The organism is uncultured Pseudacidovorax sp. (assembly GCF_913773995.1).
Taxonomy (GTDB): Bacteria; Pseudomonadota; Gammaproteobacteria; order Burkholderiales; family Burkholderiaceae_C; genus Xenophilus.
In genome coordinates, this window is sequence record NZ_CAJYES010000252.1 from 1 (window position 1) to 20,249 (window position 20,249).

A 20,249-nucleotide genomic window follows, 5' to 3' on the forward strand; every position below is an offset into this window, starting at 1 on the left:
CTCCACGTCCTTCAGCGGCCGCACCTGGGCGGCCGCGGCCGGCGACTCCAGGAAGACCACCGCCTGGGGCAGAGGGCGCCCCGATCCGTCCACCACCGTGACCTCCACCGTCCCGGCCTGGGCAGCCAGCGGCAGCCCGGCCGCGGCCAGCGCACGCAGCACAGGCAGCGCTCGCCGGCGGGCGCGCATCGGCGACATGGACGGCAGGGTCCGCAGGATCAGGGCTCGATGGCGAAGCCCAGCACCGGTGCGCCCTGGCCCAGCGTGCCCAGCAGGGTGCTGGCGCCCGACTCCAGGCGGATGCGGTAGAGCTGCGTCGGCGACGTCGGGGTCAGGCGGATGGCCGCGAGGGCGTCGTTGTCGCGATCGGCGATGTCGAACTGCACCGCCTCGATCCGGCCCATGCCCAACGAGCCGACGGTGGTGAGCTGCCCGGTGTTGGGCGACACCACCGGCGTCGCACCTTCGCGGCTGCCCTGCATCAGCAGCCAGCCCTGCGAGGCCTCGATGGCGTAGTTGGTGGTGATCTTGGCGTCGCGCTTGTTGTAGGTGTAGGCCACGGCCTTGACGCACACGCCCTTGCCGGCACCCGAATCGGTGGATGCATAGGCAAGCCGGCCGTCGAGCTGCACGCCCTCGGTCGCCGGATCGTTGTCGACCACTTCGTTGGTCAGCGGATGCAGACGGAAGTTCTGACCGGCGCAGTTGACCACCCGCAGCCGGTCGGCGCTGGGGTTGAAGTTCATGGCGTAGACCTCACGGCCGTCCATCGGCACGGACGTGGCCGCGGCGCTCACGGCCTTGGCCTCGCCGGACTCGGTGTCCAGCACATAGAGCCGGCCGCTGCGCGTCAGCGCATAGAGCTGGCCATAGGCCACGCGGTAGTCGATGCCCACCACCGGATCGCCGGCCGGCAGGCCGGCCACGGGGCGGCTGACCTGCTCGACGCCGGGTTCGGCGGCCGAATAGCGATGCAGGACGCGATCGGCGGTGAGCGTCCACAGCGTGTGCGGACTGGCCTTGCGCGCCGGCTGGGCCGCAGCCGGGCCCGACAGCAGGAGGAGTGCGAGCAGCGGGGCGCTGGCGGCGAAGCGCGTGGCGGGCATCACCCACTGGCGCCGGAAGTTCGGCAAGGTCATGTTTTGATTTTCGGCAATTCCAGGGCGGACTTGAGCTGGCTGTGACGTAACAGCCCCGCCTGGAGTGAGCGAACGGGGGACCGACCAAATCCCTACGCGCGTCCGGGACGGATCGAAAACCGTCCAATCCGGCCTTGATCCAGCTCAAGTTAGGCCGCGCACGGCCGAAATCTTGAGAGATCACCCCCACTCTGGGCTGCGCTCGGGCTCCAAACCGGCGGGCCGCATGCCGCCGTGAACCTGCTCCTGCCCCGTTACGACCCCTGGATCGTCGCCGCCTCGATCCTGATCGCCACCTTTGCGTCCTACGTGGCGCTGGACCTGGCCAAGCGGGTCCACACCCGCGACCGCGTCGTCTCGCGCACCTGGTGCGCCGCCGGCTCGCTGGTGATGGGCACCGGCATCTGGTCGATGCATTACGTGGGCATGCTGGCGTACTCGCTGCCCATCGAGCTGGGCTACACCTATGCGCTCACGGTGCTGTCCTGGCTGGCGGCGGTGGCGGTGTCGGCCCTGGCGCTGCAACTGGCGGCCAAGCGCTCGCTCAGCGCGCAGTCGCTGCTGTACGGCTCGGCAGCGATGGCGCTGGGCATCTGCGCCATGCACTACCTGGGCATGGCCGCCATCGATGTCGCGCCGGGCATCCAGTGGAACTGGTCGATGGTCGCGACCTCGGCCCTGATCGCCTGGGGCGCCTCGGCGGCCGCCCTGCTGCTGTTCTTCCTCGTGCGTGACCGCGAGGGCGGCCAGGCCCGGCTGCTGCAGCTGGGCGCGGCCGTGGGCATGGGCCTGGCCATCAGTGGCATGCACTACGCAGGCATGGCGGCGGCCGGCTTCGTGGAAGGCAGCGTGTGCATGAGCGCCGGGGAGCTCAACGGCAGGAGCCTGGGCCTGATGGTGATCGGCGCCACGCTGCTCATGCTGATGCTGACCCTGTTCACCTCGGTGCTCGACGCGCGGCTGCGCGGACGCACCATGCAGCTCGCCCGCTCGCTGAAGGAAGCCAACAGCCAGTTGCAGGAGGCCAACGAGGAGCTGCACCGCCGCGCCTTCCTCGATCCACTGACCGACCTGCCCAACCGCGTGCTCTTCGACGACCGGCTGACGCACGCCCTCGCGCGCATGGACGGCGGCAAGGAGAAGCTGGCCGTGCTGTTCGTGGACCTGGACGGCTTCAAGCCGGTCAACGACTCTTTCGGCCATTCGCTGGGCGACACGGTGCTGCGCGATGCGGCCGACCGCCTGCGCAGCGTGGCCGGCGGTACCGACACCGTCGCCCGCATCGGCGGAGACGAGTTCGTGGTGCTGATGGAGAACGTGGCCTATGCCGCCGACTGCACCGAAGTCGCCCGTCGCATCGTGGAGACCATCCGTGCGCCGTTCCTGGTGGGGCAGCGTCCGGTGCAGATCTCGGCCTCGGTGGGCATCGTGGTCTACCCCGACCATGGCGAACGGCACAAGCTGGTGGCCTGCGCCGATGCCGCCATGTATGCGGCCAAGCGCGCCGGCGGCGGCAGCTACGCGATGTTCGAGTCGCGCATGAACACCAACGCCGAGGAGCAGCTGAGCCTGCAGTCCGACCTGCGCCAGGCCGTTCAGCGCGGCCAGCTGGCCCTGCACTATCAGCCCAAGATCGATGGCCAGCGCAACCAGATCCGCGGCGTGGAGGCACTGCTGCGCTGGACGCATCCGACGCTCGGCCTGGTCAGCCCACTGGTGTTCATTCCGCTGGCCGAACGCTTCGGCCTGATCAACTCGCTGGGCCACTGGGTGATCGAAGAGGCCTGCCGCCAGGTCGGGCAGTGGGAGGACGAGGGCCTGCACATGCGGGTGGCCATCAACCTGTCGGCCCACCAGTTGCGCGAACCTGACCTGGTCGAGCGCATTGCCGACGCCCTGGGCCGCCACCGCGTGTCGGCCGACCGGCTGCTGTGCGAGATCACGGAGAGCGTGGCCATGGAGGACGTGGCCGCCACCCAGCGGGTGTTCGACGGCCTCTCGCGCATCGGGGTGTACCTGTCCATCGACGACTTCGGCACCGGCTATTCCAGCCTGAGCTACCTGCGCCAGTTGCCGGCACGCCAGCTGAAGATCGACCGCAGCTTCGTCAGCGATCTCGAAACCAGCGCCGACGCCCGGGCCGTGGTCGACGCGGTGGTGCGCCTGGCCCATGCCCTGGGTCTGCGCGTGGTGGCCGAGGGCGTGGAGACGGCCGGCCAGCGCGACATCCTGCTGTCCATGGGCTGCGACGAGCTGCAGGGCTTCTTCTTCGCCCGGCCGATGCCCGCCGACCAGCTGCTCGCCTGGAGCCTGGGCCAGCGCCCGGCGAATACGCACGGCGACTTCTCGCCCTCGGTGATCGCGCCGCTGTGAGGGCCGATGCGGCGCCGGCCGCGGGTGCCGCGCCGGCCGCCTCGGCCGCTACTTGACGGTGCCGATCTCGCGCCAGCCCAGCTGCCGCGGATCGTACTTCCAAGGGTCGACACCCGGCGACGAGACGACACCGTTGCTGCTGCCCACGACGAGCCGGACCTTGCCCATCACGTTGAGGAAAGCGAGTTCGGTGGCGATGGCGCCCTGCGAGACGTAGGCCGCCGAGCCGTCCAGCACCGACGTGGCCTTGGCGTAGTTCAGCGCGAAGACCCGGCTCTGGCCATCAGGATTGCAGGCATCGCCCGTGGGCAGCGTGGCACTGAAGGCGACCAGGCCGTTGAAGGCGGTGGCCGGCGTGATCTGCCGCCAGCCGACGTTGCCGGTCGTGCCCAGGTCGATGTACCAGCCGGCCTTGTTGGTCAGCGTCACAGGCGTGGCCAGCTTGCCCGAGGTGTCCGGCGCCACGGCGGCCAGGCGCGTTCGGGTGTCCACCGGGTAGGCCTGCGTGTCCGCGCCCTGGGCGGCGAAGGCGGCAATGCCACCGTCCATCAGCGCATAGAAGCTCTGGTTCTGGCCGCTGAGCAGGTCCGAGCGGTCGAGCAGCCGGCCCGTGCCCACGAGCACGAAGCGCTGGCGGGTGACCGGGTGCACTTCCACCAGCGGTTGCGTGGTGATCGGCTGCACGGCGTTGTTCGCATCCTTGAGCACCGCGATGCGCGTCGGCGTCGGATAGGCCGCGCCGCCGCGCGGTGACGTGAGGTCGAAGCGCCACACCTGGCCGGCCAGGTCGCCCACATACACCGAGTCGGCGGTGAAGTCGTTGTAGTCGCGCACATAGGCCGTCGGCCGGGCCATGCCGTCGGCCGCGACGCCGGTCGACACCTTTTCGAGCAACTGGCCATTGCGCGGATCGACCACGAACAGCCAGCCCTTGCCGTCCTGGTTGTTGTAGCCCGAGCTGAACAGCGCCACCCAGCCGTACTTGGCGGTCTTGACGACCACCGGGTCGCCGAAGCTGTAGCCCATGTCCACGCAGTTGCCGCTGGAGATGTTGCAGTTGCCGCCGGCCGCCGTCGGCAGGTTGGCCGCGCCCGGAAACTCCCACAGCACCTTGCCGGCCACCGCGGCCTCGGTGGTCATCACCGATGGATCGCTCACGTCGATGGCGTAGTAGCTGCGTCCGCCCTTGCCCAGCCCGCCGATCAGCACGCTGCGCCAGTCGGAGGTGGTCACGCCCTGGGCATTGGTGACATTGGCGAAGGCCCCGCCCGCGTTGAGGAAGTCGATGTCGTAGACCTGCGGCGTGGCGTCCACGTAGTTGCGATGGACGTACAGGGGCTTGCCGAGCTGCGCCAGCAGGCCGTCGGCCGGATTGGTGGCATCGCCGGGATCGCGGCCGAACAGCACCGAGGGCACATAGGCGAACAGCTCCTGGCCGGCATTGGTGCCCGTGCCGCCGCGGAAGGCGTGCAGCATGCCGTCGTTGGCGCCCACATAGAGCATGGTGGCGCGCGAGGCCTTGCCCTGCTTGTAGGCGCTGTAGCCCGGATTGGCCGCATCCGAGTAGGCGGCTGCGGGCGGCCCCACCACCGTGACCTTGGAGTCGACGATGTCCCCCAGCCGCCGGGGCTGCTGCACCGTGTTGCCGCTGCCGTCGGTAGTGGTCACGGTGCGGATGCGGTAGCCCTGGCCTTCGCGGCTGCGGTCGCCACGCAGCCACTGCAGGTAGTTGGAGCCGTCGTTGCCGCTCACATAGCTGGTGTCCAGCGCGGTCTGCTGCGCCGACGTGAGGTTGGCGTAGCGGAAGGGCACGCCAGCGGTGCCCGACCACGTCACGACCTGGCGGGCCGTGCTCCAGCCGGTGCCGGAAGTGGTAGTACCGAGTTGTCCTTCGAAGGTGGTGGTGGTGGACCAGGCGGGCGTGGAGTTGGGCGTCGGCGTGCCGTCGTCGGCAAAGCTGATCTGCGTGGCCGTGACTTCCCCGGTCCAGTTGGCCGGGTTGTATTGCGCCGCATAGGAGACGTTGCCCGAGGAGGTGGCGGTCACCTGGCGGCTCAGCAGGTTCACGGCGGTGGAGAAGGCCCCGCGGGACTTGTTGGCGATGCTGTCGAAGGCCTGGCGCAGGCCGGCCACCATGGTGTCGGGCCGGCCCGCGGTGAAGTAGTTGTCGGGCCGCGGCTGGGTGGTGCCGTTGCGGTTGTCGGTGAGCATGTCGCCGCTGGTGGACCACCAGTCCTGCGGGATGGTGCCGGCGAAGGTGTAGGGGTCGAAGTCCTGCGGCACGTTGAGGCCGCCGAACTTGGCCGCCAGATAGAACTTGTTGTTGCTCTGGAAGGGCTGCTCCAGCACGTCCACCCAATACGTCTGCACCGTCTGCTTGCCGATGGTCTGCGGCTTGCTCGCATCGTCGGGCCGGATGTCCTTGGTGTTGGCGTCGAAGGCCAGGCCTGCCATGTAGTAGCGCGAAGCACCGGCGCCGGTGTTGACCGACGCCAGGTTCTGGCTCACCGACGCGTCGACCTTGTTCTGCAGGAAGCCGACCCGGTTGGTGGCCACCACCGCATCGACCGAGTTGTCGTTGGCCACCAGCGTCGGCTTGGTGGGCTCGGAATCGGTGCCGGTGTTGTTGCCCGGAACGTTCTTGTCGTTCCAGGTGTAGATGTCGCCGATGCCCAGCACGAAGTTGCGCTGGCAGGAGTACTGGATCGGGTCGTCCCAGTTGGTGATCACCGGGAAGCCGTCCAGCTGTTTGCGCTTGGTCGCGGCGTCGGTGGCGGTGATATTGGACCACTCGGGCACATTGCCGAGGTTGCGGAAGTAGCGCAGCGTCGCGTAGTACAGCTCGTTGACGGGGTCGTAGTCCTTGTAGCTGCCCGGATAGATCTGGCCGAACTTGTTGAGGTAGTTGGCCACGCCGCTGTCGGCGATGGTGCTGCCGGTGTTGTTGGTCGTGGAGGTGGCGTCGGCCGAATCGGGGTTGCGCACGAAGGTCCCGTCCGTGCTGCTCCATTCCGCCGCGGCGTTGGTGACGCTCGGCTGCCCTGGTACCGGCGCGGTCGGTCCCACGAACTTCTGCCGCGCCCGCATCACACCGCCGTCACGCAGCGCCGCGCCGTCGTTGAGATAACCGAAGGCGCTGAAGCGGATGTCGTTCGCGTACTGCTGGACCAGGCCCTCCGGCTTCCAGTTGCTGCCGTACTGCTTGCAGTTGGACTCGACCCCACCGGAGCCGCTGGAGGAATCGCACACCTTCACGCGCACGGTGTAGTCCTGCGTGGGCGCCAGCTGGGCGGACAGCAGGCCCCAGCTGCCGCCGGGCTGAAGCATCTCGAGCTTGGCCACCGCATCGCCGCCGCGCTCGTAGTACTTCATCTGCACCTGGATGTTGTCGCCGGCGTTGAAGCTGATCGCGACCGTGGTGTCCACCGTCGAGCCGTGGTCGTTCCAGTTGTTCACCCGCAGCACGCCGTTGATGTACAGCAGCACGCCGTCGTCCGAGGTGGTGCGGAAGGTGTAGGAGCCCGAGGAAGGCGCCGGGAAGCTCACCGTGTAGATGGCGGTGAAGTTGTCGCTGCTGACCCCGGGCGCGGGGCTGGTGCCGCCCCAGTTGTAGTTCACCGGGTCGTTGAGGTTGGTGTAGGTCGGCGTGCCGGCCGGGTTCTGGTTGATCGTGTTGCTGTAGTAGTCGCCGCGAATGCCCGTGGTGGGCGTCAGGCGCATGGCGAAGCCGCGGCCGTTGATGGTGATGCCCAGCGAACTGGCATTGCTGAACGGTGTGGCGCCGGCGATGAATTGCTGGGGCAGGCTGCGGTCGCCGAACAGGCCCTGGCCCGAGTGCCAACCCTTCTCGATGATGGTGGTGGTGGCGGTGTCGACCACGCGCCGGCCGCCGGTCATGGCCCAGCGGAAGGGATCGATGGCCGCGGTGGTGGCCCAGTTGAGGAAGTTGCCGCTCCATGCGCCGCTGCAGGTGCGGTTGGTGGCCGCGCCGATGGGTGTGAAGTAGCTCTGGTCCCCGTAGCCGGCGGCGATGGTCACACCGCCGTCGGTCACGTTGGCCGCCGTGTTCTGCACATAGCGGTAGCACTTCTCGGTGTCGAAGTAGCCGAGGAAGGCACTCGCGTTGGTGTAGTTGTCGGTGTGGGCCGTGCGCGAGGCGGTGGGCCATTCCACCGACAGGGCCAGCGCCAGGTTGCCGGGCGCGCTGGAGTTGGTGAACACCGGCTGGTCGGCCAGCGAGGCGGCCAGCGACAGGCCGTGGAAGGGCAGCACCAGCATGAGCACCAGCGCACACAGGCGCTGGGCGGTTCGGCGGGACGAATGGAGCATGGTGGTCCGGGAGAGGCGTAGGGCCTTCACTCCGGTTTGGTGAACGAACTCTGGACGAAGACCTGGAGGTTGCGCGCGCCGCTGACACGCACCGTGACGCGGTAGACCGGCTGCACCGGTGGCGGCGCACCCGAGGCCAATTGGTTGCTGCCGCCCCGGGCTTCGCGCGTGATGGGCACGCAATGGCTGCGCCCCTGGTCGGTGGCGCTCTGGGTGGCGATGTCGCACAGCCGATCGACCACGTAGCGGATCGTCACGTCGGGCGTGGCGCCAGTGAGGTCGGCCGCGCTGGCCACCGTCGCGAAGGTGGCATCGCTCAGCAGCGCCAGCGGAATGCCCATGTCGTTCACGGCCAGCGGCGTGGGGCTGTAGTTGAGGGCCTTGTTGGCCGAGGCGCTGGCATTCACCGGGTAGGTTGCCGCCATGGCCAGCGCGACCGCCGGCTCCGCCTGGTTGACCAGATCGCGCCGGATGGCCAGGCTGCCCACGCCGGACAGCGCGCTGTTCATGGAGCGGCTCACGGCCACGCCGCCAGCCAGCAGCACGACCAGCACGATCAGGCAGAAGATCAGCACGACGCCCTGCTGGCGCCGCGCCGACGGGGCGCGATGGATGCGTGAAGCGCGGGGTCTCATGGGGCGGGCTGCTTCATCAGCAGGTTGCGCAGGGGCACGATCGTTTCGACCACGCGGTAGCGGTAGTGCAGGTCGTCGCCGCTCAGGCTGATGGTGTACTTCTGCGATGGCACGCCCGGAAACAGGACGTACGGGGGCTGGGCCACCTCTTTCTGCTCGTAGACCGTGCTGCGCAGCAGCAGGGCCACACGCACGCCGATGATCTTGCGCATGACGTCGGGCTTTGTCATGACGTTGTCGATGGCGTAATTGGTCTCGGGACTTCCGCCGTTTGCCGGCCGCACCCAGTCATCGAGCACGCCGTCGGGCGTCGTGCTCGTGTCCACGCCGTACAGCGCGCGCATCGCATACACCCCTTCGGCCATCGGCTCCGCCGCGGCGCTGCCGGCCGAATTGAGCAGGTCGTAGCGGTAGAGCACATGGTCGCTGCCCACGCCGAACATCTGCAGCTGCAGGTTGTCGCCGTCGGTGTTGCCCAGCGCCGTGACATAGGCGTCCGGGCTCTTGGCCAGCGCATCGAAGGTGGTACTGCCGGCGCTGGCGCGGTAGTAGGTGCCGCCCACCGGCAGGGTGTCCGTGCCGCCGGTGGGCGGCACGAAGTTGCTGTCCACCTGCGTGACCAGGCAGTCCGTCACGTTCTTGGCACTGAGCAGCAGCACGTCGGCCGCCTGCATGCCGATGGTGTTGTCCAGCAGCAGCTTCTGTGTGCCGCCGGTGCCCCGCACCAGGCGCGGGATGTCGCCCAGCGGCGCGCTGCCGCCCATGGTGACCAGGATGTCGGAACCATCGGCGCCCTGGCCCTGCCCGATCAGCACCGGCGCCAGCCGCAGGTTGGCGCTGCCCGACGCACCGCCGAGCAGGCTCGCGAAGGGCGCCGGAAAGGCGGAGGACACCGGCAGCACGCTGGTGGTGGTGGAGCCGGCCGTGCGGCTGGCGTTGAGCTTGCAGCCCAGCACGCCCCAGTCGTAGCCTTGCGCCAAGCCGGCGCCGGCCGAACGCAGCGCCCGGTCGATGACCGTGCTCGCGAAGCCGCCGCTCTGGTTCATGTCGTTGGTACCGGTGGTGGTGCGGCGGTTGGATTCGCCCAGCACCAGCACGCTCATCACGGCCAGCACCACCACGAGCCCGAGGGCCATGGCCACGAGCAGTTCGAGCAGCGAGACACCGCTCACGGCCGGCCGGCGCGCCGCCGGAACCCGACCCAGGGCATGGCCACCGCCCCGTAGGCGATGCGCCGTTGCGGCAGGAAGGCGGCGCGGGGCGGCAACGCGGGCGTACATGGCGGGCTCGTTCACGCCGAGTCAGAGCGACGGCAGGGTGACGCGCGTGCTGAAGCTGCTCGCGCTGTCGGTGGCGCTGCGGGAGGGCGCCTTCCAGGTGATCACGATGTCGGCGGCGTTGGTGGTCCCGGAAACCGGCGTGATCGTCCCCGAGCCGTTGGGCAGCTGGCTGGCCGTGGACGTCGCCACCTTGGTGGTCCACGGCGTGGTGATGGTGCTGGACAGGCTCACCGTCTTGTACAGCCACATCTGCCCGACGATCTCGTCGGCCAGCAGGCTCGCGCGGCTGCGGTAGTCGGCCTCCAGCGACAGTGCGATGGCCTGCGCCTGCAGTCCGATCAGGCCTAGGATCGCCACCGAGAACAGCAGGATCGACACCAGCACCTCGATCAGGGCCACGCCGCGCTGGCGCAGCGGCCGGGAGGGGGAACGACGTGCACGCATCGGCATGGGGCGCTCAGCTATAGCAGCCGTCCGGGCTGCTGGTGATGTTGCGGGCCGGGTCGCACATGCGGACCTGACCGCTGAGGCCCACGGTCACGCGCAGCGGGCGATTGGCCCCGGTGAGCGTGATCGCGAAGCTCTGCAGCGGCGGCGTGCCGGTGGGCGCCTGGCAGGTCGATCCCAGGCCGGAGCTCGCCGCCGCGCCCGTGACCCGGCCCAGGCTGCTGAAGCACACCTCGGCCGGGCCGGTGATGGCGACGCCATCCGCCGCTCCGCTGAAGTTGCCGGTGCCGATCAGCTGCGCCGACTCGGCGGAGCCGCCCACCGGCAGCTGATAGACGGCCCAGAACTTGCCGCCGCTGGCTGCCGATACCGAGGCCGGCGCTGTCGTCGGGGCGCTGTTGGTGAACATGAACACCATCGGCCGGCTCCGGCCCAGCGCCTCGTTCTGCGCGGTGCGCAGGGCGTCCTGGACGTTGTTGGCGGCGGTGCGGATGCGGCTGTTGCGGATCCAGTCGGCCAGCGAAGGCACGCCCACCGCCAGCAGGATGGCCAGCAGCGAGAGGGTGATCATCAGCTCGACCAGCGTGAAGCCGGACGCCCGCGTGGCCGCGGGACGGACCGCGCTCACGGGCATGTCTGGCCTCGCTTGACGATCCAGGCCGTGCCGCAGTTCGCGCCCCAGCCGGAGGGCAGGCTCGAGGTGCTGCGCGAGCCGTCCTGCTTGACGGTGTACGTCAGGTTGCCCAGAGAACTGGCGACGGCCTGGAGGGTGTATGTGGTGGCCGTCGGCGTGCCGCTGCAGGAGACCAGGAACTTGCCGAACGTCCGCGTCGTGTCCGCACCGGCCGAGCACGGCGGCGTGGCGGTGCTGCCGACGGCCGCATAGGTCCGGTTGTCCTGGAAGTAGCGCTCCGTGTTGGCCTGCATCGCGGCCAGCGCATTGGTGCCTTCGACGATCTGCCCGCGCAGCACGTAGTCGCGATAGCTGGGCAGCGCGACGGCCGTGAGGATCGCGACGATGGCGACCACGATCATCACTTCGATCAGCGTGAAGCCGGAAAAACGCTGCGTGGAAGGCGTCGGGCGGGGCATCTGGAGCACAAATTGACCAATTGATCACCGATTGTGTCATTGTGTGGAATTTGTAAAGCACGGTACCCCCACCCGCTCACCGCAAAAAGTGCACATGCTCTTTGCATACCGTTGTTCGAAAACGTCATTTTGGCCCTCGTGCGCAGGGAAATGGCCTCCGGACCCGCCGATTCGCCCCGCTCTCCCTTGACACGCGCAGGCGAGGCGCACGAAAGCATTACAGCCCACGGGCCGCCGCAGCGGGCCGATCGCGGTCAGGCCCCGCTGGGAAAGCGCGGCGACCCTCCGGTCAAGTTCACAATAGTTCACGTTTCAGCGATCTTTCAACGGGATGGTCGGCGTCCCGTCTGACACGCTGGATACCATAGTTAACCAAAGTTAACATTCAGCGCCAATCCAACCATGGCGCCCCCAGTGGGACGCCGTCCGACACGGGGGCCGGCTCGGTGGGCGCTTTCCGCTTCCCGATGCACGTCCTTTCGATCTTTGGTACCCGCCCCGAGGCCATCAAGATGGCCCCCCTGGTGTCCGCCCTGGCGGCTGAACCGCAACTGCGCAGCACCCTGTGCATCACGGGGCAGCACCGCGAGATGCTGGCCCAGGCCATGGGCCTGTTCGGCCTCAAGGCCGACCGCGACCTGGACGTGATGCAGCCCGACCAGACGCTCAACCAGCTCAGCGCCCGCCTGACCACGCGGATGGACGACGTGCTGCGCGAGCTGCGTCCCGACTGCGTGCTGGTGCATGGCGACACGACCACGGCCGCGGCCTGCGCGCTGGCCGCCTTCCATCTGCGCATTCCGGTCGGCCATGTGGAGGCGGGCCTGCGCAGCGGCGACATGCGGGCGCCCTTTCCCGAGGAGATGAACCGCCGCGTCGTCGACGTGATGAGCGAATGGATGTTCGCGCCCACGCCCGCCGCCCGCGACGCCCTTCGGCGTGAACACCTGGGCGGACGCGCCTGGGTGACCGGCAACACCGTGATCGACGCGCTGGCCGCGACGCTGGCCCGGCTGGATGCCGACCCGGTGCTTGCGGCCACGGTGGGCGGCCGCTACGGGTGGGTGGCGCCCGACCGGCGGCTGGTGCTGGTCACCGGCCACCGGCGCGAGAACTTCGGCGAGGGCTTTCGCAACATCTGCGCCGCCCTGCGCGAGCTGGCCCTGCGCGACGACGTGGAGATCGTCTATCCGGTGCACATGAATCCCAATGTGCGCGGCGTCGTCATGCAGCTGCTGCACGGCCTGCCCAACGTCCACCTGATCGAGCCCGTGGGCTACCTGGACTTCATCTGGCTGATGCGCCGCGCGCACCTGATCCTCACCGACTCCGGCGGCGTGCAGGAAGAAGCACCCCACCTCGGCAAGCCGGTGCTGGTGATGCGCGATGTGACCGAGCGCCCGGAGGCCGTGGCCGCCGGCACCGCACACCTGGTGGGCACGGCGCCCGAACGCATCCTGCGCGCCGCGCGCCGCCTGCTGGACGACCCCGACGCGTACGCCGAGATCCGCCGCCGCGGCAACCCCTACGGCGATGGCCATGCCTGCCGCCGCATCGTCGATGCGCTGTGCGGCCGCCCCGTGGCCGAGTTCGCGCCCCCGCCCCTCCAACCCGCTTCCGTTCCGAGCCTGGACTTCGCATGAGACTGCCCCACCGCCTTCTTCGCCCCCTACCGCTGCTCCTCGGCGCCAGCCTGCTCGCGCCGGTGGCCGCGCTGGCCAGCCCCGCGGGCGACGCCCTGCAGCGCCTGCAGGGCGAGACCTGGGTCACGCGCACGTTCACGTTGGCCGACCTCGGCATCACCCGCACCGTGCTGCTCACCGGCTTCGATGCCAAGCAGGAGTTCTACCTGCCGGTGCCGCGCAACGTCGCCATCGCCGACGCGGGCATCGACTTCCGTGGGCGCTACTACAAGCCCGAGGAGGCCCGCACCTCGATCACGCTCACCGTCAACGGCCGGCCGAGCTACGCGACGCGCGTGGACACGGCCGAGGGCGATGCCACCCAGACGCTGAAGGTGGACACCCGCACCATCGTCGACGGCTTCCTGCGTCTGGGCGTCAGCTGGATCAACAACTCGCCCGAGCGCATCTGCGCCTACGAGCGCCCGTCAGGCAACGTGCTGGCGGTCGAACCCGACACCCGCTTCACCTACCGCTTCACCAGCGGCGCCCTGGTCAATCTGGCAGATGCCTGGGTGGCACTGCCTGCCAAGCCCACGATGATCGTGGCCGGCAAGCGCCTTTCCAAGACCGCCTACGACAGCGCCTGGCGCATGGGCCTGGCCATGGAACAGGCCGGCCGCCAGATCAACGTGCGCAGCTTCCCCGCGGTGGGCGACAGCATCGACACCCAGGGCTGGCAGATTCCGCCCGCACTGGCCGGACTGCCCGCTTTCTCGGGCCTGGCCGCCGGCGAGCCGCGCCACCAGATCCGCGATGCCGCCGAGGTGGGCGCGCTGATGGTGCTGGGCTCCGGCGCCGCCACGGGCGACCTGCTCGTGATGGACGCCCCGCTGCGCCAGCAGATGAATGCCGCCCTCGACGCGCTGGCCGCGCAGCTCAATGGCGATGCCGACGCCGCACGGGCCCTGTCCGAGTGGCGCGGCCGCCAGACGGCCCTGGCCGCCGACGGCATGCCCTCGCACATGGTGCGCCTGGCCACGTTGGGCGCGCGGCCCGTGATCGTGCTGGCCGAGGACGCCGGCGCGCAGGCCGCCGGTGCCTTCGCCGATGCCTGGCGCAACGTGCTGGTGGGCCGCAATGCCGTGATCGACAAGGCCGACCAGGCCGAGGCCGGCAGCCGCACCATCATCCACCCGACGCAATGGGGCGGCACCAACCCCAACTTCGACGTGCTCGCCAAGGGTGACTGGACCGTCACCATGCCGCTGGCCGCGCTGTCGGCCGACGGCCGCCTGCCCACCGACATCGCCGTCGACCTGGCCGTGTCGCCCAGCGCCGGCCGCTCCGCGCCGGTCGCCACGATCTACTGGAACGACACGCTCCTGGGCGCACGCCGGCTCAATGCCGACGGCCATCCCGAGCGCATCGACGCCCGCGTGCCCAGCTACGTGCTGGGCCTGAACAACGTGCTGCGAGTGGCCATCCAGCGCCAGCCCTACTACGACGGCTGCAACGAGGCGCCCCAGCCCTACCCGGTCCAGGTGCTGCGCACCACCGCCCTGCGCACCGGCGACGCCACGCCCGACGGCACCTTCGTCGGCCTGCTGCCGCTGATGGCCTACCACCCCCAGGTGGCCGTGCCCGAGTCCTACCTGGCCGATGCCGTCGCCACGCTGCCGCGCCTCGTGCGCATTGCCGCCGCTGCCGGCGTGAGCCCGGTGCGCGCCGAATTGGTGGTGCAGGGCCAGGGCGCCTTCAACCCCGCCCGCCCCTTCCTGGCGCTGCAGGTGCCGGTCGACGGGGCCAACGCCCGTGTATCGGTCAAGGACGGCCATCTACGCATCAACGGCAAGCAGTCGCCCTGGCTGGACGTGGGCGGCCTGGCCCAGGCCAGCGCCATCGAAGTGGCCAGCAGCCATGGCCAGTACGGCCTGGTCTACCAGGTGCTGGGCACGCAGCCGGCCCTGGGCAAGCCCTTCGTGCTGAACCGCGGCGACCTGGCCGTGCTGGGCGATGAAGGCCCGGTGGCCTGGTCCGACGGCAGCACCGCCGCCAACAGCGACGCTGCGCCGGAGAGCGCCGGCTTCCTGGCCCAGTGGCAGCGCCACCTGTCGTGGGGCGTGCCGCTGATCGCCTTCGCGCTCTTGCTGCTTCTGCTGCTCTTCGTCATCGCCCACCGCCTGAAGCGCCGCCATGACCGGAACAAGTGACCCCCAGGCTGCGCGCTGCGCGCTCCGCTCCCCCCCTGAAGGGGGCGCACCCGGCGGCCTGGCAAAGCCAGTTCCGCGGGTGCCCGCGCGTGGCCTGCTCCGCGGCCCCTTCTTTTGCAAGAGCGCCCGGTCCCGCGGCGGCTGGCACGGGATGGCGCTGACGTCGGCCAGGGTCGGGCGCTGAGGCGCTTTCCAAGCATGGATTCGCTTTACTGGCCGTACCTGCTGGCCGACTACTACCACCTGCTGGAGGTGATGACGGCGACCGTGGCGGTGCTGGTGCTGATCTCCGGGCTGGACGACCTGTTCATCGACCTGTGGTACTGGGTGCGCGAGGCCTGGCGGGCGCTCACGGTGCGGCGGCGCTATACGCCGCTGTCGGTGGCGCAGTTGCGCGAGCGCGAGGAGCAGCCCATGGCCATCATGGTGCCGGCCTGGCACGAGTACGACGTGATCGCGCCGATGCTGGCCAACATGGTCTCGACGCTGGAGTACCGCGACTACGTCATCTTCGTGGGCACCTACCGCAACGACGCCCGCACCATCGAGGAGGTGGAGCGCATGCGCCGGCGCTACCGCCACCTGGTGCGCGTGGAAGTGCCCCACGACGGCCCCACCTGCAAGGCCGACTGCCTCAACTGGGTGGTGCAGGCCGTGTTCAAGTACGAGAAGTCCACCGGCCAGCGCTTTGCGGGCGTGGTGCTGCACGACAGCGAGGACGTGCTCCACCCGCTGGAGCTCAAGTACTACAACTACCTGCTGCCGCGCATGGATTTCATCCAGCTGCCGGTGACCTCGCTGGAGCGCCACTGGTTCGAGCTGGTGGCCGGCACCTACATGGACGAGTTCGCCGAATGGCACAGCAAGGACCTGGTGGTGCGCGAGAGTCTGGCCCATGTGGTGCCTTCGGCCGGCGTGGGCACCTGCTTCTCGCTGCGAGCGCTGCATACGCTGGCCGAGGCGACGCAGAACCAGCCCTTCAACGTCGACAGCCTGACCGAGGACTACGACATCGGCAACCGCCTGGGCCAGCTCGGCATGAAGCAGATCTTCGGCCGCTTCGAGGTGGACTACGTGACGCGCCGCTCCAAATGGTTCGGCCTGGGCGGCGAGAAGGTGCACGCGCTGCGCATGCCGCTGGGCGTGCGCGAGTTCTTCCCCGACACCTTCCGCACCGCCTACCGGCAGAAGGCCCGCTGGACTTTGGGCATCGGCTTCCAGGGCTGGGAGCAGGTGGGCTGGCGCGGCTCGCTCGCCGCCAAGTACCTGCTCTACCGTGACCGCAAGGGGCTGGTGACGTCCTTCGTCGCCATGTTGGGCTATCTGCTGGTGCTCAACTTCATGCTGTTCTTCGTGGCCTACCAGCTCGGCTGGTTCGACGTGCACTACCCGTCCCTGCTGCAGCCCGGCAGCTGGGTGGTGACGGTGATGGCCATCAACGGCGTGCTGCTGCTGTGGCGCGTGCTGCAGCGGGCCTGGTTCGTGACCCGCATGTACGGCTGGGAGCACGGGCTGCTGTCGGTGCCACGCATGGTGGTGGGCAACTTCATCAACGCCGCCGCCGCCGCCCGGGCCTGGCGCCTGTTCCTGTCGCACAAGCTGCTGGGCACCCGGCTGGTGTGGGACAAGACCATGCACGACTTCCCCTCCGACGACCACCTGGTGCAGACGCGTCAGCGGCTGGGCGAGCTGCTGCTGTCCTGGCGCGCCATCGACCCCGAGCACCTGGAGGCGGCCCTGCGCCTGCAGGCGCAGTCGCGTCGCCCCCTGGGCGCGATCCTGGTGGACAACGGCTGGCTGGACGACGCCACCCTCGACGAAGCCATCGCCTTCCAGGAAAACGACTCGCAGTTCGTCGGCCTCAAAACCCATACCCAACACGCAACCGCATGAAACCGCTGCACCGCAAAGCCACGCTGGCGATGGCCCTGGCTGCGGCCTGGCCGGTGATGCCCGCCCTCGCCTCGGTCGCGCCCCTCGCTGCCGAGGCGCCGCCCGGACAGGACGCCGGCATCCAGTTGCGCATCGCCGCACGCCTGACGCTGCCCGAGACGGCCACGGCCGCTGGCCAGCCCGCCCCGTCACCCGCACCCTTGCCCGACACGCCGCAGGACGCGCTGCAGATGGCGGAGCTGCCCGGTTGGCGGCGTCGCCTGTCCGGCGACAGCCTGGCCATGGTGCGCATGGCCCGCATCGAGCCGCGCGGCATGCCCTCCTCTGCCGACGCCGACCCGCTGATGCAGATCGGCGGTGCGCCGCCGCCGGCACCACCGCAGGGCCCCTTCCCGCCCGGTGGCCCCGACGTGGTGCTGGGCGCCGGTGCGCGCCGGCTGCCGACGATCCCCACGCGGCTGGACCTGGCGCAGTTGCAGGAGCCGCCCTCGCCCGACGCGCCCGCGCAGTTCGTGCGTCCCGGCGAGCGCCGCGCGGCGCCGGCCGCGCGTGCGTCCGGCCCCCGCACCGGCCGCGCGAGCCGCGGCGGCAACCGCCTTCGCGGCGCCGCCTGGCGCCTGGCCGCGCAGGGCTACCGTGCCTACAACCGGGGCCGCTACGACGTGGCCCTGCAGCGGGCCGATGCCGCGCTCCGGCTGCGGCCGGACGTCGCGCGCCTGCAGCTGCTGCGCGTCTATTCGCTGCAGAAGCTCGGCCGGCTGGACGAAGCCGCGCGCAGCGCCGCCCAGGCCATCGCGCAGGGCCACGGCAGCCCGGAGCTGCAGGCCGCGCTGGTCAACCTGCGCCCCGCCGCCCCCACGGCCGCCGACGGCACGCCCACCACCGAGGCCTACCGCCGAGGCTTTCCCATCGCCACCGAGGCGTACACGCTCTACAACGACGGCAAGTACGCCGAGGCCGCCAAGCTGGCCGAACAGGCGGTGCGCATCGACCCCAGCCAGGGTCCGTGGACGCTGCTGTGGCTCAACGCGCTGGAGAACCAGCAGCGCTATGACGACGTCGTGCAGTACGGCAACGTGGCCATGGCCCTGGGCGCACCCAACAAGGACGCGATCATGGCCCGCATGCGCCTCGCCCGGCAGCAGATCGCCAACCTGCATGCCCAGGCCGCCTACGCCGCCCTCAACAAGGGCCGCAACCGCGAGGCGCTGGCCGAGGCCCGCGACGCGGTGCGCATCGCGCCCGACGTGGCCAGCCACCGCATGCTGCTCATCGGCGTGCTGCAGGCCATGCGCGACGACGCCGCGGCCGAGAAGGCCGCCACCGAAGCCCTGTCGGCCGACGACGAGAACACCGGCGTGCAGCTGCTGCGCGCCTACCTGCGCCAGTCGCTGGGCGACACCGCCGCCGCGCAGAAAGACATCGACGATGTGCTGGCCCTGGACTGGATCACCGACGACCAGCGCCGCAATGCGCGGCTGATCGGCGCCGATCTGGCGCTGGCAGCCGACCAGCCCGATCGCGCCCGCGCCCTGGTCGCACCGCTGCCCGCGGACGACGCCCAGGCGCAGGCCCGCCTCAAGCGCGCCAGCCGCTTCGCCGGCTGGGGCCCCGGTGCCGACAACAGCCTGACTGCCCTGGCGCCGATCCAGCTGTGCCGCGACACGCCCTACGGCACCGTCTGCGAACTGGCGCCCTGGGACGATCCGGGCACCGACAGCCCCGCCAGTCGCGCCTATGCCGCCTACGGCCGGCAGGAGTACCCCAAAGCCATCGCCCTGGCCCGCCGCGCCGTGGCCGAGCAGCCCGACAGCGAAGCCAACCAGACCCTGCTGACCACCACGCTGGCCTCGGGCACGGCGCAGGAGCAGCAGGAGGCGATGGACCGCCTCAACACCGCGCTGGCCGCCAAGCCCCAGGACGCCGGCCTGCTGCGCCAGCGCGCCTACCTCTACACCAACCGCAAGCAGTACGACCTGGCGCTGCAGGACTTCGTGGCCGCGCGCAGCACCGGCGAGGCCCCCGAGACCAACGTGCTGGACGAGGCCTATGCCACCGCCGCCGTCGGCAACCGCCCGGCCGCCGCGGCCATGCTGCGCCAGGCCATCGACGATGCCGACGCCGGCAAGATCACGCTCGACAAGCAGCAGCGCTTCGACACCCGCAGCGCGGTGGCCAACTTCTCGCGCGAATGGGGCGTGAACGCCTCAGTGGGCTACCGCGGCGCGCGCTCGCCCTCCAACGCGCTGGCCGGCCAGCCGATCTCGGTGCCGGGCAATGCCACGTTCAGCACCGTGGAAGCGTACTGGCGGCCGCCGGAGTTCCTCAACAGCAGCAACCGCACCTTCGAGGTGTACGGCCGCCTCTCCAACACGCTGCACAGCGGCAACACGGTCACGGGCGCGCAGGTGGTGGACAACCCCTGCGGCGGCACCACCACCGTGAGCCAGGGCACCTTCAACAGCGCCTCGGGCTGGCCGTCGACCGTGGGCGCCATCGGCGCACGCTTCACGCCCGATGCCGGCACCAACCTCACCTTCGGCATCGAGCGGCAGTTCCTGCTGGGCACGGCCACACGCTCGGGCGCCATCAACGCCGGTCCGGCCTCGGTGCGCTGCGCCCTCAACAGCCAGGCCGCCACCATCGACTACCAGGGCGGCAAGGCCTCGGGCGGCTGGCAGGCCTACATGCTCTACGGCTTCTACGACGGCACTGCGCTGCGGCTGGACAAGTCCAGCTGGTACACGATGGAAGGCTATGTGCAGGCCGGCTACACGCTGCTGGACCATGGCGTGGACTACACCGAGCGCGACGCATCGGGCAACACGCTCGCCACCGGCGACGGGCGCCTGCGCCGGGGCCAGGGCTTCGCCGCCGGCGAGGTGCGCGTGGGCCGCAGCTTCCTGACCTCGTACAGCGACCGTCTGGTGGTGTTCCCGCACGTCACGCTGGCGGCCGACTGGTACTCGACCCAGGCGCGCGTCAGCGGAGTGCCGCTGGCCGGCGCCAGCAGCTTCGCGCTCGCGGGCAACGGCAGCAGCTGGTCCGCCGGCGCCGGCATCGGCGTCAACCTGCGCTACTGGCTCAACGAGGACCGCTACAACGCCCAGCGCTCGCATGCCGATCTGAGCGTGCAATACCGCGCCCGCCTGGGCGGCGATGCCGACCGGGCCAAGGGCGTGTTCATGACGCTGTCCTATTCCTACTGAACCCACCGACCCTGCCG

The 20,249-nt window shown here is 70.0% G+C and carries 12 protein-coding genes and 1 pseudogene; 5 read left to right on the forward strand and 8 right to left on the reverse strand.

Annotated elements, in window-relative coordinates; genetic code table 11:
• Positions 1-198: pseudogene (locus tag QZ772_RS24590) on the reverse strand (methylamine utilization protein); the annotation flags it as partial.
• 20 nt (positions 199-218) lie between these two features.
• Positions 219-1,139, reverse strand: a complete 921-nt coding sequence (locus tag QZ772_RS24595) for a DUF4394 domain-containing protein (protein ID WP_295532364.1) — start codon at positions 1,137-1,139, stop codon at positions 219-221.
• Between the two features lie 234 nt (positions 1,140-1,373).
• Between QZ772_RS24595 and QZ772_RS24600 the strand changes: the two genes are divergently transcribed.
• Positions 1,374-3,512 (forward strand): bifunctional diguanylate cyclase/phosphodiesterase, encoded by a 2,139-nt coding sequence (locus QZ772_RS24600; RefSeq protein ID WP_295532365.1) that lies wholly within the window; start codon positions 1,374-1,376, stop codon positions 3,510-3,512.
• A 48-nt stretch (positions 3,513-3,560) separates the two neighbouring features.
• Here the strand turns inward: QZ772_RS24600 and QZ772_RS24605 are convergent, their stop codons facing one another.
• The 6 genes from QZ772_RS24605 to QZ772_RS24630 are packed head-to-tail and all read right to left on the reverse strand — an operon-like array spanning position 3,561 to position 11,295.
• On the reverse strand, positions 3,561-7,841 hold the full coding sequence (locus QZ772_RS24605) for a PilC/PilY family type IV pilus protein (RefSeq protein ID WP_295532366.1): 4,281 nt from the start codon (positions 7,839-7,841) through the stop codon (positions 3,561-3,563).
• Positions 7,842-7,867: 26 nt separating this feature from the next.
• Entirely contained in the window at positions 7,868-8,476 is a 609-nt protein-coding gene (locus QZ772_RS24610; RefSeq protein ID WP_295532367.1) for a hypothetical protein, read from the reverse strand.
• On the reverse strand, positions 8,473-9,756 hold the full coding sequence (locus QZ772_RS24615; protein ID WP_295532368.1) for a PilW family protein: 1,284 nt from the start codon (positions 9,754-9,756) through the stop codon (positions 8,473-8,475). The genes QZ772_RS24610 and QZ772_RS24615 overlap by 4 nt, the downstream gene beginning before the upstream one ends.
• Before the next feature lie 21 nt (positions 9,757-9,777).
• A complete protein-coding gene (locus tag QZ772_RS24620) occupies positions 9,778-10,206 on the reverse strand; it encodes a prepilin-type N-terminal cleavage/methylation domain-containing protein (protein ID WP_295532369.1) in 429 nt (142 codons plus the stop codon).
• A 7-nt stretch (positions 10,207-10,213) separates the two neighbouring features.
• Positions 10,214-10,831, reverse strand: a complete 618-nt coding sequence (locus QZ772_RS24625; RefSeq protein WP_295532370.1) for a Tfp pilus assembly protein FimT/FimU — start codon at positions 10,829-10,831, stop codon at positions 10,214-10,216.
• Positions 10,828-11,295 (reverse strand): type IV pilin protein, encoded by a 468-nt coding sequence (locus QZ772_RS24630; RefSeq protein WP_295532371.1) that lies wholly within the window; start codon positions 11,293-11,295, stop codon positions 10,828-10,830. Before QZ772_RS24630 ends, QZ772_RS24625 begins: the two co-directional genes overlap by 4 nt.
• Positions 11,296-11,762: 467 nt before the next feature.
• Between QZ772_RS24630 and wecB the strand changes: the two genes are divergently transcribed.
• The 4 genes from wecB to QZ772_RS24650 all read left to right on the forward strand — a co-directional run bounded on the left by wecB (position 11,763) and on the right by QZ772_RS24650 (position 20,232).
• Positions 11,763-12,938 (forward strand): non-hydrolyzing UDP-N-acetylglucosamine 2-epimerase, encoded by a 1,176-nt coding sequence (gene wecB, locus QZ772_RS24635; RefSeq protein ID WP_295532372.1) that lies wholly within the window; start codon positions 11,763-11,765, stop codon positions 12,936-12,938.
• Complete coding sequence (locus QZ772_RS24640; RefSeq protein WP_295532373.1) at positions 12,935-15,130, forward strand: cellulose biosynthesis cyclic di-GMP-binding regulatory protein BcsB; 2,196 nt, start codon at positions 12,935-12,937, stop codon at positions 15,128-15,130. Before wecB ends, QZ772_RS24640 begins: the two co-directional genes overlap by 4 nt.
• A gap of 198 nt (positions 15,131-15,328) precedes the next feature.
• Positions 15,329-17,023, forward strand: a complete 1,695-nt coding sequence (locus QZ772_RS24645) for a glycosyl transferase family protein (protein ID WP_295532374.1) — start codon at positions 15,329-15,331, stop codon at positions 17,021-17,023.
• On the forward strand, positions 17,020-20,232 hold the full coding sequence (locus QZ772_RS24650; protein WP_295532375.1) for a hypothetical protein: 3,213 nt from the start codon (positions 17,020-17,022) through the stop codon (positions 20,230-20,232). The genes QZ772_RS24645 and QZ772_RS24650 overlap by 4 nt, the downstream gene beginning before the upstream one ends.
• Positions 20,233-20,249 lie beyond the last annotated feature (17 nt).

Excerpts from the sequence above, each read along its gene's own strand:
- QZ772_RS24595 (WP_295532364.1), bottom strand. The coding sequence starts at position 1,139 with ATGACCTTGCCGAACTTCCGGCGCCAGTGGGTGATGCCCGCCACGCGC.
- QZ772_RS24605 (WP_295532366.1), bottom strand. The coding sequence starts at position 7,841 with ATGCTCCATTCGTCCCGCCGAACCGCCCAGCGCCTGTGTGCGCTGGTG.
- QZ772_RS24610 (WP_295532367.1), bottom strand. The coding sequence starts at position 8,476 with ATGAGACCCCGCGCTTCACGCATCCATCGCGCCCCGTCGGCGCGGCGC.
- QZ772_RS24615 (WP_295532368.1), bottom strand. The coding sequence starts at position 9,756 with ATGTACGCCCGCGTTGCCGCCCCGCGCCGCCTTCCTGCCGCAACGGCG.
- QZ772_RS24620 (WP_295532369.1), bottom strand. The coding sequence starts at position 10,206 with ATGCCGATGCGTGCACGTCGTTCCCCCTCCCGGCCGCTGCGCCAGCGC.
- QZ772_RS24630 (WP_295532371.1), bottom strand. The coding sequence starts at position 11,295 with ATGCCCCGCCCGACGCCTTCCACGCAGCGTTTTTCCGGCTTCACGCTG.
- wecB (WP_295532372.1), top strand. The coding sequence starts at position 11,763 with ATGCACGTCCTTTCGATCTTTGGTACCCGCCCCGAGGCCATCAAGATG.
- QZ772_RS24640 (WP_295532373.1), top strand. The coding sequence starts at position 12,935 with ATGAGACTGCCCCACCGCCTTCTTCGCCCCCTACCGCTGCTCCTCGGC.
- QZ772_RS24645 (WP_295532374.1), top strand. The coding sequence starts at position 15,329 with ATGGATTCGCTTTACTGGCCGTACCTGCTGGCCGACTACTACCACCTG.
- QZ772_RS24650 (WP_295532375.1), top strand. The coding sequence starts at position 17,020 with ATGAAACCGCTGCACCGCAAAGCCACGCTGGCGATGGCCCTGGCTGCG.